We start from the raw sequence: 16,896 nt of genomic DNA, 5'->3' as shown, positions 1-16,896 counted from the left end.
TGCGAAACAGGTTCATCTATGCGCCACCCGATAGTGCGTGCTGAGTTCTTTGAACCAGGCCGGATACAGTGCTCTGCGGCAATGACCATCGGGAGGTAACGACCATCGACACCGACTCGCGCGAAGACGCCGCGGCCCCGGTCGACCTCTCCGGGGTGGCCGCTCTGCGCTCGGTGTTGCGCATCCGACCGTTCCGCCGGCTCTGGCTGGTGCTCAGCGTCGCCTCGTTCGGCGACTGGCTCGGCCTCCTGGCCACCGCGCTCTTCGCATCACAGCAGGTCACCGGCAGCGTCGCCCAGGGTGGCGCGTTCAGTGGCACGATCGCCATCCGGCTCGTGCCCGCGCTGATCCTCGGCCCGATCGCCGGCGTGATGGCGGACCGGTTCGACCGCCGCTACACGATGGTCATCTGCGACATCATCCGCTTCTTCGTGTACGGGTCGATCCCGGCGGTCGCCCTGATCAGCGACAACGGCGGGCTGATCGTGACCTGGGCGGTGGCCGCCACCTTCATCGGCGAGACCGTCACCCTGATGTGGATCCCCGCCAAGGAAGCGGCGGTGCCCAACCTGATCCCGCGCAGCCGGCTCGAGGTGTCGAACCAGCTGACCTTGATCACCACGTACGGCATCACCCCGATCTTCGCGGCCCTGAGCCTCGCCGCACTGGACCGCCTCGTCCGCGGCCCCTTCCCGAACATGCCCGACTGGGCCGAGCCGTCCCAGCTGGGCCTGTGGGTCAACGCCGGATCCCGGCTGGCCACCGCGCTGGTCGTGTACTTCGGCATCAAGGAGATCAGCCACGGCCTGCGGGAACGCAAGCAGAAGGCGGCCGAGCAGAGCATGCTCCGGCAGTTCCTGGACGGCTGGAAGTACATCGGCACCACCCCGCTGGTCCGCGGCCTGGTCCTGGGCATCTTCGGCGCCTTCGCCGGCGCCGGCATCGTGATCGGCACCGCGCGCTTCTTCACCGCCTCGCTCGGCGCCGGCGACGCGGCGTTCTCGCTGCTGTTCGCCACCCTGTTCATCGGCCTGGCGATCGGCATCGGGCTGGGCCCGATGGTGGTCAAGGAACTGTCCCGGCGGCGCTGGTTCGGCCTGAGCATCGTGCTGGCCAGCGGCGCCGTGATGTTCCTGGCGATCGCGATCCACCTGTCCATGGCGCTGGTCGGCGCGATCTTCGTCGGCGCCGGTGCGGGCATGGCGTTCCTGTCCGGGCTCACCCTGCTCGGCGGCCAGGTCGGCGACGACGTGCGCGGCCGGGTCGTCGCGGTGGTCCAGATCGGCACCCGGATGGTGCTGCTGCTGGCCATCGCGCTGTCCGGCGTGCTGGTCGGCCTCGGCGGCTCCCGGATCATCGACGTCGGCCCGGTCGACATCTCCATCTCCGCGACCCGGATCCTGCTCCTGGTCGCGGGCATCTTCGGCGTGTGGTCCGGGATCAGCGCGTTCCGGCAGATGGACGACAAGAAGGGCGTACCCGTCCTCGCCGATCTCTGGGGGTCGATCCGCGGGCGCCCGCTGTCGGCGGCCGAGGAGTTCACCCGGCAGGGCGTCTTCGTGGTCTTCGAGGGCGGCGAGGGCGCCGGCAAGTCCACCCAGGTCACCCGCCTCGCCTCGGTCCTGCACGCGGACGGCCGCGACGTCGTGGTCACCCGGGAGCCCGGTGCGACCGACGTCGGCTCCCGCATCCGCAACCTGCTGCTGGACAAGGGCGACGCACCCGCACCGCGCGCCGAGGCGCTGCTCTACGCGGCCGACCGGGCCCATCACGTCGCCACCGTCGTCCGCCCGGCCCTGGCGCGGGGCGCGGTGGTCATCAGCGACCGGTACGTGGACTCGTCGCTCGCCTACCAGGGCGCCGGTCGCACCTTGCCGGTGCAGGAGATCTCCTGGCTGTCGTCCTGGGCGACCGGCGGGCTCAAGCCCGACCTGGTGGTCCTGCTCGACGTGGACCCGCACGTCGGACTGGCCCGGGTGGACTCCCGCGGGCAGGGCGCCGACCGGCTGGAGAGCGAGTCACGAGCCTTCCACGACCGCGTCCGGTACGCGTTCCTCGACCTGGCCGCGGCCGACCCCAAGCGCTACCTGGTCCTGGACGCCTCCTCCTCGCAGGACGAGATCGCCGCCGCGGTCACCGCGCGGCTGACGACGATCCTCAGCTCCGAGGAACCGTCCCCGGCCGACACCGAGTCCTCTCCCCCCGACCTCTCCCCGTCGCCCGACCTAGCCCCGTCGCCTGACGTCACGCCTTCGCCTGACGTCACTCATTCGTCCGGCCTAGCCCCCCAGTCGCCCGGCCTCGCCCCCTCGGACGGCGTGCGTCACGTCGAGACGCCCACGGAGGTCATGGAGGATCTGGCCGAGCCGCCGGCGACGAGCAACAATGGCCGCCGTGACTGACGTGTTCGCCGACCTCGTCGGCCAGGACGAGGCGGTCGAGGTGCTGCGCCGCGCCGCCGAGTCGGCCGCCCGGATCGTCGCGGGTGAGACCACCGGCACCGGCGCGATGACACACGCCTGGATCTTCACCGGCCCGCCCGGCTCCGGCCGCTCGGTCGCGGCCCGCGCCCTCGCCGCGGCCCTGCAGTGCGAGCGCGACGGGACAGGTTGCGGCGAGTGCCACGGCTGCCACACGGCCCTGGGGCGTACGCACGCCGACGTTCGTTTCGTCGTACCCGAGGGCCTGTCCATCGGTGTCGGCGAAATGCGCGCGCTGGTCCTGCGGGCGAGCAGCGCCCCGTCGAACGGCCGCTGGCAGGCCGTCATCGTGGAGGACGCCGACCGGCTCACCGAGCAGGCCGGCAACGCGCTGCTCAAGGCCATCGAGGAGCCGCCACCGCGTACGGTGTTCCTGCTCTGCACGCCGTCCACCCACCCCGACGACATCTCGGTCACGATCCGCTCCCGCTGCCGGGTGATCCCGCTGCGCCAGCCTCCCGCGGCCGCCGTCGCCGAGGTGCTGACCAGGCGAGACGGCATCGCGCCGGACGTCGCCTCCTGGGCCGCGGCCGCCGCACAGGGCCACGTCGGCCGGGCGAAGCGCCTGGCCGGGGACGCCGACGCCCGCAAACGCCGGGAGGCGGTGCTGTCCGTGCCGCGCCGGCTGACCGGCATCGGCGCCTGCTTCGACGCGGCGTCGTCGCTGATCGAGGCGGCCGAGGCGGAGGCGGCGGCGTCGGTCGCCGGGACGGACACCACCGAACGCGCCGCGCTCGAGCAGGCTCTGGGCGCCGGAGGCACCGGCCGGGGCGCCGCCGGAGCGATGCGGGGCGCTGCCGGCCAGATCAAGGAACTGGAGAAGCGCCAGCGTTCCCGGGCGACCCGTTCCCAGCGCGACGCCCTCGACCGGGCACTGGTGGACCTGGCCGGCTTCTACCGCGACGTGCTGATCACCAACCTCAAGGCGCCGATCCAGGTCGTGCACACGGACGCCGCGGAGCAGTCGGCGGCCGCCGCCGAGAAGTGGACTCCCGAGAGCACGCTGCGCCGGCTGGAGGCCGTGCTGGCCTGCCGGGAGGCCATCGACCTCAACGTGAAGCCGAAGATCGCCGTCGAGGCCATGATGGTCCACCTGTGGCGCGGCTGACCGCTGGGTTTATGACCAGTTGACCTCGGCCAGGGGCTCGGTGGCGGTCATGAGGTCGGAAGCCGCGTCGTAGGCGGCCGCCACCGTTTCCAGGACGGTGGCCGCGATCTGGGCGGCCGCCTCGGCCTCGCCGCTCGACGCGAGGTCCATCCTGCCGCGGCGGGTCTCGGCGTCGAGGGTCAGCGCCTCGGCCGAGGTGAGCACCCCGGCGAGCGTCACCGCGAGCTCGGACCGTGCCCGTGACATCCAGGCGGCCAGCCCCTCGGCCAGCGCCGCGGTCGCGTCCAGACGTTCGCCCAGACTGTCATCGGTGCCCGTGAGATGGCCGGCCGTCCGCCGGCGAGCGGCGTCGTAGGCCTCCGCCGCCTCGCCCGACCAGACCCCCGGCGGCGGCAACGACTCGGCGATCCCGGCGTAGTCCCGCGCGCCCAGCCGCAACTCCGGCCCGGCCTCGGACAGGTCAGCCGGCCGAAGAGCCGCCACCGCCCGCGCCGCGTCCCACGGCAGCAGCCGCACCCGCCGCAACGACGGCCACACGCCATGGTCGGGAGGCGCCCCGGCCGCGGACAGCACCTCGCCGGCCCGCTTGAGCAACGGCGCCGCCGTTTCCAGCACGGCGTCCAGGCGATCGCTCACGAGGAGGCTCGCTCGATGCCACGGGCGGAGGACTCGTCCGCGTCGGTGTAGTCGCGTCGCGTCCGGCGTACCGAATCAGCCAGATCTGTCAGACGAGCGGCGGTGTCGGCGGCCTCCCGGGCGCGCGCGGCCAGCACCGCCGACCAGTGCGCGTGCAGGACGCGGCCGACCCGCCCCGGCGCCCCGCCGCCATCCGCGCCGAACGCGGCCGCGGAAACCTCCAGCAAGGGGAGAGCCCGGTCCATCGTGGACAAGGTCGACGCGGCCGCACCGAGGCGGGTGGCGATGTCGTCCGAGTTCACGGTTCCCCCAGGGAACGGAACGCCCCGAAGACCTCGTCGTGCAGCTTCTCCCGCGCCCAGCGGGCCGCCTCGGCCGCGTTGGTCACCACCGCCTGCACCTCCCTAGCCAGGTCTGCGGCGTGGCGATGCTGCAGACTGCCCCGAATCCGCACGTCGGTGATCTCGCCCGCCGCCGTCACCAGGATCTCCACCGAATCGTCCGGACTGTGCACCGAGACGACGTGCGCGGCGACGGCTTTCTCGTACTCCGCGCGTAGTGAGTCGATGCGGCGGTATCGCTCGATGGCCTCGTCGATCCACGCCTCGTCGATCTCGCGGGGCATGCACACTCCTCACCGGGCGTACCGCCGTGCTTGCGTTCCGGAACGGTACCGAACTCCGCCGCGCCGCGCGAGATCCCCTGTGGACAACCCCCTCCCGGGATCTTGGGCACGAAAAAGTGGCGGCGGTGCCGCATACGGATACCGGTTTCCGTATGCGGCACCGCCGCCTCCTGCACCCCCCGCAGGTCTTCATCCACTCAACGCGCCGGCAGCGGCTTTGTCGCTGGGCGCGGGGCGGATTGGGCCGGACGGGCGACCGAGGACGGCACCATCGGGCAACCACGCTGACCCCAGGCCGATCGGGCTCACCCCACCCGGCCGATTCCATCGACGCCCGTGACGGTGTCTCTGAAAAATCTTCGGCTTCGAGCTGATCTAACCGGATGAATGCCGGTCTAGCCAGCCTCAGACTGAAGGAAGCCCAGTATCTGAGACCAGCTCGCGTCAGGCCTCGAAGCGGCGCCGACGACGACCGAGCAGGAACGCGACCGTTCCGGAGGCCAGCAGCGTCCCGCCGATGACCGCCATCACGCCGATGCCCGGCCCGGTGACCGGCAGGCCGCCGCCACTACCGGCCGTCGCGCTCTCGAGATCACCGCCGCTGCCGCCCGGCTCCGGCGCGACCGCGGCCGACTCGAGCGCGCCGATCGCCATGTCGAGCGACAGGTCGGCGCTGTGCCCGTACCCGTCATCGGTCCTGCCGCCCTGCACGATGCCGACAGTGATCGCGGACGCCTTGGCCGCGATGGCGCGACCCTGAGTGGCCTGGCGCGGCTTGCCGAGGCTGATCTTCACGCTGGTGCCGGGGCGCGCGGCCGGCGCCGACTCGGTGGCCCCGCCCGGCACCTGCGGCAGGCCCGGGATCGTCGGCAGGGGAAGATCGCCGAGCGTACGGACGGCCAGGTCCGGCATCCGCGCCGACTCGGTCCGCCGCTCGCTGAACGTCATCTCCATGCTGTCACCGGCCGCATCCAGCGTCGTCGTCCTGATGCCCTCGCCGGACACCACGATCGCCGCCGGCTGGTATCGGACCGCACCACCGTCCGCAGTGGACATGGTCGTCCGCAGCATCGGCGTCCGCAGGACCTTGATCTGCACCGCCCCGTCGAGCAGCTCGAACGACCCCGCGGTCAGGCTCGCGGTCGACACCGTTCGAGCACCCCCGGCGGTCCGCTCCAGCGCCGTCGTGCTCACGCTTTGCGTCTTCTCGGGTACGGACACCAGCGCCGTGTCACCGTTGCCACTGACCTGAGCGGCACCGAGCGTGGCCGCCGCCCGGGTGATGTCGCCGACCGTGCGCCCGCACGCCATTCCGTCCCGCCACGACGCGTCGGCGGTCAGCGAGCCGTCGTCCATCAGAATCGGCCCGGCCTCGGCGGCGGGCGTCGTCTGCTGACGGGCCTTCTTGTTCGGCGGCGCCTGCTGAACAAGCGGCAAACTGACCCGCGACCGGTCAGAGCTGTTGATCATCCGAACCATCGCGGCGGCGTTCGGCGCGGCCACCCCGATCATCGCCGACTTCGCCTCACCGACGTGCAGCCCGCGGACGGTGATTTCCCGAGGCTCGCGAGCATCGGGATCCGGCCCTGTGGACGGCTGCCGAAAACTGTCGTACCCCCGGCCTACATTCGACCCACCCAGTTCAGGGGTGGGGGAGGTGGCGGTCGCCGCACCCTTTTTCAAGATCAACTTCTCGGCGTTGAGCGCGGCGAAATCGGCCCTGCCGCCGCCCTGTCCGCCCGCGCCGCCGCCCTGTCCGCCCGCGCCGCCGCCCTGTCCGCCCGCGCCGTCGGTCCGGCCGCCCGCCCCGTCGGTCTGGCCGCTCGTGGTGCGGCTTTCGTTGCCAGCCCCGCCGCTTTGCCCGCCGTTGCCGCCTGGGTTGCCGGCATTCCAGCGGGGGCTGCCGGTCCCGCCGCCTTGGCTGCCGGTCCCGCCGCCTTGGCCACCCGTGCCGCCGCCTTGGCCGCCGGTCCCGCCGCCTTGGCCGCCCTGGCCGCTGGTTCCGCCGCGTTGCCCGCCGGTCCCGCCGCCCTGGCCGGCCGTGCCGCCGCCCTGACCGCCATCCCCGATCCCAGTCGCACCGCCGACCTTGCCGAGCAGCGAACCGTCCGCCGGCTTGCTGCTGCGATCCGTCGGCTGCGCACCCTTCGGGGTGCCGCGCTGATCGTCGCGGTTCTGCCTCGCGTCACCGCTCTGCCCGGAGCCGACGGCTCCTGGCTTGGCGGGCTTCGACGACCTGCCTGGCGGCTGGGAGCCGGCGTCACCACCACGCGGCTGAGTGCCGTTGCCAGCGCGCGGCCGGGCGCCGTTGCCACTGCTGGCGTCGCCGCCACCGCGTGTCGGACCCCCGTGCGTCGAATCCCCGTGCGTCGAATCCCCGTGCGGCGGAGCGCCTTGCGGCGGACCCCCGTGCGGCGGAGCACCTTGCGTCGGGGCCTCCAGCGGCGGAGCGTCGGGCGGCTGGGCGTCGTCACCACTGCCCGGCGGGGCGTCCCTGTCGCGGCCGCTGCCGGGCTCGCGCTGCGGGCGTACCGAAAGCTTGTCGATCTTGAGGAGCTCGGCGCCGGACTGGGCCGCGTAGCGTTCCCATCGCGGGCAGCTGTCGGGCGCCGCGAAAGCGGGGGCCGGCACGGCGATCACCCCGGCGACCCCGAGTGCGGCGACACTGGCGGCGAACGGCCTGGCGGGCGTCATGACGAGTCCTCCCCGAAGATCGGCCGCAGCGAGCGGCATCTACGGGACTTCCCAACGACGGTCGATCACCCCGGTTGCGTCGGATCAATGCCACAACCCCGGCGGGTAGCCCAAACATGGACATTTCGCCCGCATGGAGATCACGACGTAGAGTCTGTCCATGGGCATGCTGTGCGCCGTCAGTTTCAACCGGTACGGCCGCCTCTACTACCTTGATCCGGGCGAGTTCTCGCCGCAGGTCGGCGACCGCGTGCTCGTGCCGACGGACGACGGCCCCGAGGTGGCGGAGTGTGTGTGGGCCGCTCAGTGGGTCAGTGAGGAAACCGACGGCTTCCCCAAGGTGGCCGGGCTCGCCGACGACCGTGATCTGCGCCGCGACGAGACGCTGCGTAAGCGCAAGGCCGAGGCCAAGGTCGCCGCGAAAAAGCTGATCAAGGCGCACGAGCTGCCGATGAAAGTGGTCGCCGTCGATCACGTGCTGGAGCAGAACGGCAACGGCGGCGCCCGGACGACCATCTACTTCACGGCGCCGCACCGGGTCGACTTCCGGTCCCTGGTGCGCGACCTCGGTGCCACCCTGCGCTGCCGGGTCGAGCTGCGGCAGCTGTCGGCGCGGGACTCGGCGCGGGTCCAGGGCGGCATCGGCTCCTGCGGCCGTGACCTGTGCTGCGCGACGTTCCTGACCGACTTCGAGCCGGTCACCATCCGCATGGCCAAGGACCAGGACCTGCCACTCAACCCGCTACGCATCTCCGGCGCCTGCGGCCGCCTGATGTGCTGCCTCAAATACGAACATCCGCTGTACCAGAAGTTCCAGACGTCGGCGCCGGCCGTGGGCAGCCGGGTCACCACGCCCGAGGGCGACGGCCGGGTGGTGGGGCACAGCGTCCCGAAGGACGCGGTGACCGTGCGCCTGGACTCCGACGGCTCCCGGTGCTCCTGCTCGGTGGCTTCGGTGTGCGGTCCGAGGCAGGCGTACGAAGGACGAGAGCCCGCGGATGCCGGCGGCCCTGCCTCGGCCTGACTGCCGGCATCACGGCCGCACAGCATGGCTCAGTGGCGGGTCGCCTGTGGTCCGGCGACGCGGATCGGTTCCTCGATGAGGCGTACGGTCAACGGCTCGTCCGGGCGCACCCAGGAGGAGTCGGGTGGGCCGTCCGGGTCGGCGGACCATTTGCGGCAGATCTTGTCGATGCCGAGGGCGTAGATGGTGAGCGTGCCGTCGCGTTGGATGTGCATGCGCAGGAAGCTTTTCGCGTCCTCGATGCCCTGCCCGGCGTACAACTCATTGACGTTGACCTTGAACCTGCTCGCCACGAGCAGGTAGAGCGCGCAGAGCTGGGTCGACACGAAGCCGACCACGGGTAGGTAGACCGCGATGGCGACCGCCAGCGGGCCGGGCCACGTCCAGTCGCGGAACGGCAGCTGCTGCCAGATCCAGGTGCCGCCGGCGGCGAGCGCGATCTGCAGTCCACCGTGGATGATGCCGAGGATCCAATGTGCCGCGTGGTTGGGCACGTTGGCCTTGGGTGGCTGGGCGAAGGCGACCGTCCCGGCCAGGATCAGCACACACATCAGTACGAGCGGGATGCTGAACAGCCGCCGGATCGGGCCGCCGTCGGTGCTCGCGGCGCCGGACATGGCCAGCATCGTCAGCGTCTGCAGGATGCCGAGCATGGTCGCGAAGCCGGGATTGCGCACGGCGATCCGGCGGAACACCCCCCAGCCCATCCGGCGGGATGTCTCGAACGACGGGAATGCCGAGGTAAGCGAGTACGTCCGGCTGCGGCTCGCGCTGCGGGTCAGGGTGTCCGGCGGCGGCACGGTCAGCTCGTCGGGCAGGGTGTGCGTGCCGAGCAGGTACGCGCCACCGCCGCCACACGTGATCAGCTCGCGGTCCTCGCCGGTGAAGCGGGCGTAGTGGTGCAGGTCGCCGGAGACGAGCAGCCGGACGTGGGCGCCGGTCGGCCCGAGGATCGTCCGGATGAAGTAGTCGACCGCGTCGTACGCCTCGGGTTTGGTCGCCGCCTTGACCCACGTCGGCGACGGCGTCATCAGGATCACCCGGTCGTCCGGCCCGATCTCGGCCGCCGCTTTCTCGAAGTAGAGCAGCTGCGGATCGTCGATGTACGCCCCGAACTGCTCGTCGATGGCGAACAGCCACCAGTTCGACGGCAGCTTCACCGCGAAGTACGACCGCCGCTGCGCCGTCCGCCACCCGCCGATGTGGCCGTCCTTACGCCGCGCGAAGAGCCGGATGAACGCGGTCAGCCCGTCGTACCAGTCGTGGTTGCCCGGCAGCGCGAACAGCGTGGGCTGCCCACCGGCCGGCGCCTCGGGCAGAGCCGCGCGGTAGGGCCCCTTCATCCTGTCCTCGTAGCCGTCGCCGCTGGCCAGCGGATAGACCTGGTCGCCGCCCATGAACAGGATGTCCCCGCGGGGCAGCACCTGACCGCCGACCTCGAGCCGCGGCTGGGCCAGCAGGTAGGCGACCGAGTACGTCGCCGGGAACCCGTCGCCCAGGTCGGCCACGTAGTCCAGCCAGACCTCGCCGTCCGTGCCGGGCTGCTCGAACACGTCGCCGGCCAACGCGTTCTGCAACTCGCGCTTGTCCAGGTAGGCGCCGAAGAGGACCGCCAGCAGCGTCCGTACACCGGTGCTGAGCAGCAGCAGCGGTGCGAGCCAGCCGACCGGGCGCTGCGGCGTGAAGCCGAGTTCCTGCGGGTCGAGGCTGCGCGGCCGCCGGCGGGTCGAGGGCTCGGCCTCGGCGGGCAGTGGACGGGACGGCGGCGGCCCGGACTCCGGGGTGGGGTGATCGTTCATCACCGATGGACTGTAGACCCGACGTACGACATGGCCGGTAACCCGCTCCGAACGGGCCGTGGACATGCCGTACACTGGCGTACCGTTGCCGCCTTAGCTCAGTCGGCTAGAGCGACGCACTCGTAATGCGTAGGTCGACGGTTCGATTCCGTCAGGCGGCTCGGAGCGATGCCCTGACCAGCGGAGACGCAGGTCAGGGCATCATTGCTTCCGGCGACTACGCGCCGCCGGCCGAGCCCGCGCGACTCTGCCCACGCCACGGTCTGAGTCGCGTTTCTTACCGGCACCCCGTGTACCGAGGCTCGCTCGACGACCTGGACAGCCTGCGCCGCGGCGTGGACGGTGCCGACGGCGTGCTGCACATGGGCTACGGCGGCGACTTCGATGAGGTCCTATGGCCGTGCCTTGCCGCGCTTACGTTGCCCCTGCGGGGAGTGGTAGCACTGCCGAGGGTGCTGGTGGGGTAGTCATCCGCGCGACGTTCCCCGTCTTGATCCTGCGGGCGTATGGTGCGGCCGTGGCACTGCCGGAGAACACCCTGGGCGCCTTTTTGCGCTCGCGCCGCGAGCGTCTCGATCCCTTCGACGTCGGCTTGCCGGCGCGCGCCCGCCGCCGTACGCCCGGGCTGCGCCGCGAGGAGGTCGCCAGCCGCGCGAAGCTGAGCGTCGAGTGGTACACCCGCCTGGAGCAGGGCCGTGGTGGGACGCCGTCGGTGCAGGTGCTCGACAGCGTGGCTGACGCGCTGCTGCTGGGCCGGGCCGAGCGCGAGCATCTGTTCCTGCTCGCCCATGGGCATCGGCCGGAGGCAGCGTGCTTGGACACGGACCGGATCGACCCGCGGTTCTGGCGCGCGCTGGACGGTTTCGCGCACGGACCGGCGTACATCAAGACCGCGGCCTGGGACGTGGTCGCCTGGAACCGGGCCGCGCGGCTGATCCTGTCGGACTACGAAGCCATGGCGCCTGAGGACCGCAACATTCTCAAAATCCTTTTCCTGGACCCGGTTACGCGCGGGCGGCTCCCGGAATGGGAGCGGGAAGCCGGGCAGGCTGTGTCGACCTTCCGGCACGAGCTGACCCGCTGGGGCGCCACCGAACGTGCGGAGCAGATCATCGAGGAAGTCCGGGCCCGCAGCGCCGATTTCGTCCGCATGTGGGAAGCCCATGACGTGGGCATGCTCGGCGAAGGCGTCAAGCGCCTGGCGCATCCGATCGCCGGCGACCTCGCCATCTGGTATTCGTCGTACGCCATCGACGACGAGCCGGGGCTGGGCATGGTGCTCTACACCCCCGACACCGACGACGACGCGCGCCGCATGCGGCAGTTGCTCGAGGGCTGAGAGGGGTACTGGCCATACCTGCATAAACGCTGCATGGATACCTTTCCGGGCCTGGGCAACCATCGGTGGCGTGAGCCTCACCTGGAAAGGAATCTAAAGTGAGCACCGCACCGACCACTGACGTCGACCGGCAGATCCGGCAACGCATGCAGGACTGGAAGGACGCCTTCGAGGCGAAGGACGTCGACGCCATGATGTCCTTCTATGCCGAGGGCGACGCCTTCAGCGCCTTCGACCTCATGCCGCCCATCGAGTTCCGCGGCGGCACTGTCTGGCGCGACAACTGGGTCGATTTCTTCACCGCCTTCGCCGGTCCGCTGCGCCTGGAGTTCGCCGGTCTTGAAGTACACAGCAGCGACCAGCTTGCCGTCGCCCGGCTATTTGTGCGCCTGGACGGGACCATGAATGGCCAGGACACCGACATGTGGGTCCGTACGACGAACTGCTTCCGCCTCATCGATGGTCAGTGGCTGATGGTCCACGACCACGTGTCGATGCCCGTGGACTTCGCCACCGGCCGCACGCTCATGGACCTGACCCCCGAGAAGCCGAACGGATGAGCATATCGATGAACAAGACGACCGATGCCGCGCTCGACCAGCTTGCGCACGGCTTCACCAGTCCGCCACGCTCACCGATCCTGCACACCCCGGCCGAGGAAGGCCTCGCTTACGAGGACGTCACCTTTCCCTCAGCCGACGGGGTGCCGCTGGAAGGCTGGTTCATCCCCGCCGACTCCGACCGGTTGATCATCGCCAACCATCCGATGGGCTTCAACCGTGCCGGACTGCCCACCCACCTGCAGCCCTGGGCATCGATCTGGGGACCCAGCGGCAACACGATGGAGGTCAACTTCGTCCCGGACTACCGCATCCTGCACGAGGCCGGCTACAACGTGCTGGCCTACGACCTGCGCAACATGGGACTCAGCGGGGCCGCGAACGGGGGCGTGGTCACCAGCGGCCGGTATGAGGGACGCGACGTTCTCGGCTCCCTGCGCTATGTCGCACAGCGGCGCGACACAGCGACCATGCGGGTGAGCCTGTTCAGCCGCTGCCTCGGCGCGAACTCCACGTTCGCGGCGATGCGCCAGGATCCGGCAGCGTTCGACGGCGTCCACTCGCTGGTGGCGTGCCAGCCCGTCTCCGATCGCGTGATCATGGCCCGGATGCTGGACCTGCTCGGCGTCGGCGCTCACCATCTCGACGAGTTGGACCGGCGCGTCAAGATCGGCACCTCCTTCGGCTTCGGCGAACGTCCGGACGCTTCTTGGGCGCGCCACGTGCGCATCCCGACCGACCTGTACGGCGTCCACTACGACACCCTGACCGTGCCCGCGGACCTCGAGGAGATGCACGACGTCATGGATGTCAAGGACAAACACCTGGCCTGGGTACGCGACTCGACCGCTCGCTGGGACGGCTACCTGGAGTTCCAGCGGCGCCCCGAGCCGATGCTGGACTGGTGGCATCGCCACGTCGGCTGACTTGGGCCTCGTTTCGTTTCCGCAGCTCATCGCTCGATCATTGATCAGTGGAAGACCTTGCTAGTGCGCCATCTGCCACGTGGCATGTTGAACGGTGGCGATCAGCGACCCGGCGTGCTCTACTGACATCAGGCACAACGGGCGGAATATCGAGGGGAAGAACCAGACGGCACCCGGCGGCAACCGGGTGCCGTTCTTGCCTCCGCGCCATTCCGCCCGCCGGACAAGCGAGGTGGGAATTCTCTCCGTCGCCCTCATGCGACCTTTCCTTGCCTCGTCCAGGAGCGAAAGGGGCAGGCAATGCGCACCTATTACCGTGGACCCGACGCCTTCGTGACAGCCGAGCGATTCGTGTGGCTGATGGACACCCCCAGGATCGTTCCGGTACGCGAGCTGCGCGCGATCCAGCGGATCGAGCACGCCGCACGCACCCGGTCGACGGACGCGCTCATGATCATGGCGGGTGGCCTGGCCACGTTCGCCGCGGCCGGCTGGATGACCGTCGGGGCGGTGGCCGGGGCAACCCTCGCGATCCTCGCCGTGACGGCAATGGTCGTAGCCGTCTGCAGTCGACAGTCCTCCGGCGCCCGGTCGTACCGGATCGTGGCGACCGTCCGAGGCGCTCGCACCACCATCTTCGAGAGCCGTGATCTGCGAGTGTTCAACCAGGTCACCCGCGCTTTGAAGCGCAGCCTCGAGAACGACCTCCGTAACCATGCCGACTATGGACTCGCTGTCGCTTCATGATCACTGTCAGCCCCTGTCGTGTGACTCGTCTCGTTTTGGTGAACCCTCTGAGCCTCCGCTTCGTTTGGTTGTAAAGTGACGCGCGACCTCGCTGCCTGCCAACAGGCAAGCAGCGAGGTAGCTGTTTGGAACATCTCTTCAACGACGAAGACGTGGAGTCATGACTGAGGCTGCTTCACCGAACGTGTCGCCGACCGTCGCGCGTAGACGCGTGCGGCTGGCGCTGCGTGAGGCGCGGGAGGCCGCAGACATGACCCAGCTCGAGGTCGCCGATGAGATGGAATGGTCACTCAGCAAAGTCATTCGCATCGAGAATGGCGATGTAAGCATTTCACCGAATGACCTTCGGCCGCTGCTGAGTTTCTTGAAAATCAAAGATCGGGCACAGATCAGCGCCCTGATCGGCGATGCGAAGACAGCCCGTATGCGGCAACACGTCGCGTGGTGGCAGGATCCTGCTTTCCGCGACCTCAGTCAGCCACTGCGGCAATACATCGAGTACGAGTCGGTGGCGGAAGCGATTTATTCGTACAACATCCGCTATTTCCACGGCGCCGTGCAGTTGCCGGGCTATGCGAGAGCGCTTACCGGCCCTTTCGCAGAGGAAGAGCAACCGCTATCGCGTGATGTCGTGGAGGCTCTGATCGAGGCGCGCCGTCTGCGTCGCGAGGCGCTGCTGAGCCGACTCGGGTCGATGGAGTACTACACCGTTGTCGACGAGGCCGTGCTGATGCGGTCTACCGGCGGTCCGGCGGTGTTCGCCGAGCAGCTTCGTGAAATGCGCCGCTTGGCGGTCGAGGGCCTGATCCACATGAGGATCCTGCCCTTCTCGCTGGAGATCCCCATCGCCAACAACGCCACCTTCGATCTGGTGTCGCTGGGCAGAGATGGTCCCGGTGACGAGGTCATGTATCTGGAGAACGGTCTTACGGACGAGCTTATCGAGGAAAAGAAGGTCACCTCGAGGCATCTCCAGCGCTTCAAGCAGCTGTACAACGTCTCGCTGGATGAGTCGGAAACGATCTCGTTCGTGGAGAGCCGGATCGCTGTTCTGGAAAACATGATCAACGCCGGGTGACAGCGCGTAATCTCCCCCATACCAGGCACTAGTCAGTGCCCTCCTTGAACCGGAGACCACAGAGTGAACGTTATCGAGCCGAATTGGCTGAAGAGCTCCAGCTGCAGCGGGGGCACCTGCGTGGAGGTCGCCAAGGTCGCGGACGAGTACCTCGTTCGCGATTCGAAGAACCCGGAGATTGCGCCGCTTCACTTCACGGCTGACGAGTGGACCGCCTTCGTGCAGGGCGTCAACGCCGGCGAGTTCCGCTTCTAAGTCTTGCGTCAAACGGGCGTCCGGCCGTAAGTCGTCGGCTGCGACCGATGGATCGGACGCCCGCACAAAGCACATAGCGGCTCTTTGTGACGAAACATGGCAGGACCGCCCATTCATTCATGTTCACATCGAGTTGATCCTCCTGGTGTCGCTTACCGTGGAACGCGGAGTCACGGAGGAGGCACGATGATCAAGTCGGATGAACAGCTGACCTGGCGCCGAAGTGGCCGGTGCAGTGGCGGAAGCTGCGTCGAGGTCGCCAAGGATGACGATCGCATTCTGGTACGCAACTCCACGGATCCCGGGCTCGTGGTGACGTTCACCCACGACGAGTGGATCGCCTTCCTCGATGGTGCGGAAGAGTTCCGCTGATCTGGCCGCCGCCCCTGGCGTGCCGATTTTGGCCGGTCAGCGCGCCCGTGGCGGCATACTTGCTCTGATGAGAGACGGCGAGCCCAAGCCGGAGGAGTACTCCCGGGTCACCAACCCGGGACGTTTCGCCGTGCTGCGCGACGCGGCGGAACACCTGCTCGACGAGCTGACCGAGCACTACACGGTCGAACGCCGGGAGGCGAAGGAACCGCTCGGCGAGGAGCTCTACCGTACGGTCCGTCTGGTTCCTCGGATGCCCGCCGCAGCGCCGCTGGCGGTCGCCTTCACCGAGTTCCCGAGCGTGGTGCTGAAGCTCGGTCGGTGGTACGAGGAGAGCCTGCCGAACTGCGGTTGCGACGCGTGCGACGAGCAGCCCGACCTGCTCGCCGAACAGTTGCGCTCCCAGGCGTCCGCGCTGGTCGAGGGCGGTCTGTGGGAGCGGGTGCGGCGCGGTGTCGGCGGTTCCTGGTCCGAGGTGTGCCTGATCGGTCGCGACCTCAACGTGCGCCGGGAGACCCTGCTGGACTCCGCCGAGGCCCGCTCGGCCCGTCGTGAGGGCTTCGCCGCGGCCGTGCAGTGGGCGCCCTGGCCTCGGCGTTCTGCCGTCGCCTGAAAACTGTCGGACCCGGGTGCTAAACCAAACCCCATGGATTGGGTACGCGCCACAGCAGTCGAGCAGCTCGGTTTCTACTGGGATTCCACGCTCTGGCCACGGTTAGCCGGTCTGACCGATGAGGAGTACTACTGGGAGCCGGTGCCCGGCTGCTGGTCGGTGCGTCCCGACGCCGTCGGCAACCTGGTTTCCGACGGCGCGCCGCCGGGCGAGGTGCCCGACCCGCCACCGGTTACCACGCTGGCCTGGCGCATCAACCACATCGCGGCGGGCTGCTTCCACACCCGGGCGAGCACCTTCTTCGGCGACGGCAGCGTGCCCGCCGACGCCGACATGTTCGACCCCCGGCACCTGCCCGCTTCGCTGCCCGGCACGGCCGACGAGGCGCTCGACTTCCTGCGGCGGTCCTACGAGTGGTGGCGCGACGGGCTGCTGTCGATGGACGCGGCGGCCTTCGAGGCGCCGTTGGGGCCGCGGGGCTCGTTCTTCGCCGACCAGAACATGGCCCAGCTGGCCCTGCACCTCAACCGCGAGACCTTCCACCACGGCGGCGAGATAGGCCTGCTCCGAGACCTCTACCGAGCAGGCCTGGGCCAAAGGCGGGAGTGAGCCCGCGGCTTGGAGGAAGGGCGAGCGCGTG

Annotated in this window: 18 protein-coding genes and 1 tRNA gene; 14 read left to right on the top strand and 5 right to left on the bottom strand. The window is 69.6% G+C overall.

Annotated features, from left to right (window positions below):
- The first annotated feature begins 209 nt into the window (after positions 1-209).
- Entirely contained in the window at positions 210-2,402 is a 2,193-nt protein-coding gene (gene tmk, locus QSK31_RS27145) for a dTMP kinase (RefSeq protein ID WP_285687328.1), read from the top strand.
- A complete protein-coding gene (locus QSK31_RS27140) occupies positions 2,395-3,588 on the top strand; it encodes a DNA polymerase III subunit delta' (RefSeq protein ID WP_285687181.1) in 1,194 nt (397 codons plus the stop codon). The genes tmk and QSK31_RS27140 overlap by 8 nt, the downstream gene beginning before the upstream one ends.
- A 9-nt stretch (positions 3,589-3,597) precedes the next feature.
- Here QSK31_RS27140 and QSK31_RS27135 read toward each other — a convergent pair whose 3' ends face one another.
- From QSK31_RS27135 to QSK31_RS27120, 4 genes are all read right to left on the bottom strand, one after another.
- Entirely contained in the window at positions 3,598-4,224 is a 627-nt protein-coding gene (locus QSK31_RS27135) for a hypothetical protein (RefSeq protein ID WP_285687180.1), read from the bottom strand.
- Positions 4,221-4,526 (bottom strand): hypothetical protein, encoded by a 306-nt coding sequence (locus tag QSK31_RS27130; protein ID WP_285687179.1) that lies wholly within the window; start codon positions 4,524-4,526, stop codon positions 4,221-4,223. The genes QSK31_RS27135 and QSK31_RS27130 overlap by 4 nt, the downstream gene beginning before the upstream one ends.
- Positions 4,523-4,849: a YbaB/EbfC family nucleoid-associated protein gene (locus QSK31_RS27125; RefSeq protein WP_285687178.1), complete on the bottom strand. Its 327-nt coding sequence runs from the start codon at positions 4,847-4,849 to the stop codon at positions 4,523-4,525. The genes QSK31_RS27130 and QSK31_RS27125 overlap by 4 nt, the downstream gene beginning before the upstream one ends.
- Before the next feature lie 444 nt (positions 4,850-5,293).
- Positions 5,294-7,543, bottom strand: a complete 2,250-nt coding sequence (locus QSK31_RS27120) for a hypothetical protein (RefSeq protein ID WP_285687177.1) — start codon at positions 7,541-7,543, stop codon at positions 5,294-5,296.
- A 160-nt stretch (positions 7,544-7,703) separates the two neighbouring features.
- Here QSK31_RS27120 and QSK31_RS27115 point away from each other — a divergent pair, with 160 nt between their 5' ends.
- Positions 7,704-8,567: a PSP1 domain-containing protein gene (locus QSK31_RS27115; protein ID WP_285687176.1), complete on the top strand. Its 864-nt coding sequence runs from the start codon at positions 7,704-7,706 to the stop codon at positions 8,565-8,567.
- A gap of 29 nt (positions 8,568-8,596) precedes the next feature.
- On the opposite strand, the gene QSK31_RS27110 is transcribed toward QSK31_RS27115, so the two are convergent.
- A complete protein-coding gene (locus QSK31_RS27110; RefSeq protein WP_285687327.1) occupies positions 8,597-10,366 on the bottom strand; it encodes a metallophosphoesterase family protein in 1,770 nt (589 codons plus the stop codon).
- A gap of 87 nt (positions 10,367-10,453) precedes the next feature.
- On the opposite strand from QSK31_RS27110, the gene QSK31_RS27105 reads away from it, so the two are divergent.
- The 11 genes from QSK31_RS27105 to QSK31_RS27055 all read left to right on the top strand — a co-directional run bounded on the left by QSK31_RS27105 (position 10,454) and on the right by QSK31_RS27055 (position 16,865).
- Positions 10,454-10,527: transfer RNA gene (locus tag QSK31_RS27105), tRNA-Thr, on the top strand.
- A 129-nt stretch (positions 10,528-10,656) separates the two neighbouring features.
- On the top strand, positions 10,657-10,833 hold the full coding sequence (locus QSK31_RS27100; protein ID WP_285687175.1) for a hypothetical protein: 177 nt from the start codon (positions 10,657-10,659) through the stop codon (positions 10,831-10,833).
- A gap of 50 nt (positions 10,834-10,883) precedes the next feature.
- On the top strand, positions 10,884-11,705 hold the full coding sequence (locus QSK31_RS27095; RefSeq protein WP_285687173.1) for a helix-turn-helix transcriptional regulator: 822 nt from the start codon (positions 10,884-10,886) through the stop codon (positions 11,703-11,705).
- Between the two features lie 98 nt (positions 11,706-11,803).
- The gene (locus QSK31_RS27090) at positions 11,804-12,265 is read left to right on the top strand and encodes a YybH family protein (protein WP_285687172.1); all 462 of its coding nucleotides are present in this window, start codon (positions 11,804-11,806) and stop codon (positions 12,263-12,265) included.
- An 8-nt stretch (positions 12,266-12,273) separates the two neighbouring features.
- The gene (locus tag QSK31_RS27085) at positions 12,274-13,191 is read left to right on the top strand and encodes an alpha/beta hydrolase (protein ID WP_285687171.1); all 918 of its coding nucleotides are present in this window, start codon (positions 12,274-12,276) and stop codon (positions 13,189-13,191) included.
- A gap of 300 nt (positions 13,192-13,491) precedes the next feature.
- Positions 13,492-13,938 (top strand): DUF6232 family protein, encoded by a 447-nt coding sequence (locus QSK31_RS27080; RefSeq protein WP_285687170.1) that lies wholly within the window; start codon positions 13,492-13,494, stop codon positions 13,936-13,938.
- A gap of 160 nt (positions 13,939-14,098) precedes the next feature.
- The gene (locus QSK31_RS27075) at positions 14,099-15,016 is read left to right on the top strand and encodes a helix-turn-helix domain-containing protein (protein WP_285687169.1); all 918 of its coding nucleotides are present in this window, start codon (positions 14,099-14,101) and stop codon (positions 15,014-15,016) included.
- 63 nt (positions 15,017-15,079) lie between these two features.
- On the top strand, positions 15,080-15,271 hold the full coding sequence (locus tag QSK31_RS27070; RefSeq protein ID WP_285687168.1) for a DUF397 domain-containing protein: 192 nt from the start codon (positions 15,080-15,082) through the stop codon (positions 15,269-15,271).
- Between the two features lie 186 nt (positions 15,272-15,457).
- Complete coding sequence (locus tag QSK31_RS27065) at positions 15,458-15,643, top strand: DUF397 domain-containing protein (RefSeq protein WP_285687166.1); 186 nt, start codon at positions 15,458-15,460, stop codon at positions 15,641-15,643.
- Between the two features lie 67 nt (positions 15,644-15,710).
- Complete coding sequence (locus QSK31_RS27060) at positions 15,711-16,256, top strand: DUF6226 family protein (protein WP_285687165.1); 546 nt, start codon at positions 15,711-15,713, stop codon at positions 16,254-16,256.
- Between the two features lie 33 nt (positions 16,257-16,289).
- Positions 16,290-16,865 carry a DinB family protein gene (locus QSK31_RS27055; protein ID WP_285687164.1) on the top strand — a complete coding sequence of 192 codons (576 nt, stop codon included), beginning with the start codon at positions 16,290-16,292 and terminating at the stop codon, positions 16,863-16,865.
- Positions 16,866-16,896: the final 31 nt, after the last annotated feature.

It is taken from the genome of Actinoplanes sp. NBRC 103695 (genome assembly GCF_030269485.1).
In the GTDB taxonomy this organism is placed as follows: Bacteria; Actinomycetota; Actinomycetes; order Mycobacteriales; family Micromonosporaceae; genus Actinoplanes.
The sequence above is the reverse complement of the archived record's forward strand: the minus strand, read 5'-3'. Positions and strand labels throughout refer to the sequence as shown.

Coding starts and splice junctions, on each gene's coding strand:
- QSK31_RS27115 (WP_285687176.1), top strand. CDS start 7,704: ATGGGCATGCTGTGCGCCGTCAGTTTCAACCGGTACGGCCGCCTCTAC.
- QSK31_RS27085 (WP_285687171.1), top strand. CDS start 12,274: ATGAACAAGACGACCGATGCCGCGCTCGACCAGCTTGCGCACGGCTTC.
- QSK31_RS27080 (WP_285687170.1), top strand. CDS start 13,492: ATGCGCACCTATTACCGTGGACCCGACGCCTTCGTGACAGCCGAGCGA.
- QSK31_RS27120 (WP_285687177.1), bottom strand. CDS start 7,543: ATGACGCCCGCCAGGCCGTTCGCCGCCAGTGTCGCCGCACTCGGGGTC.
- QSK31_RS27060 (WP_285687165.1), top strand. CDS start 15,711: ATGAGAGACGGCGAGCCCAAGCCGGAGGAGTACTCCCGGGTCACCAAC.
- QSK31_RS27125 (WP_285687178.1), bottom strand. CDS start 4,849: ATGCCCCGCGAGATCGACGAGGCGTGGATCGACGAGGCCATCGAGCGA.
- QSK31_RS27110 (WP_285687327.1), bottom strand. CDS start 10,366: ATGAACGATCACCCCACCCCGGAGTCCGGGCCGCCGCCGTCCCGTCCA.
- QSK31_RS27075 (WP_285687169.1), top strand. CDS start 14,099: ATGACTGAGGCTGCTTCACCGAACGTGTCGCCGACCGTCGCGCGTAGA.
- QSK31_RS27065 (WP_285687166.1), top strand. CDS start 15,458: ATGATCAAGTCGGATGAACAGCTGACCTGGCGCCGAAGTGGCCGGTGC.
- QSK31_RS27055 (WP_285687164.1), top strand. CDS start 16,290: ATGGATTGGGTACGCGCCACAGCAGTCGAGCAGCTCGGTTTCTACTGG.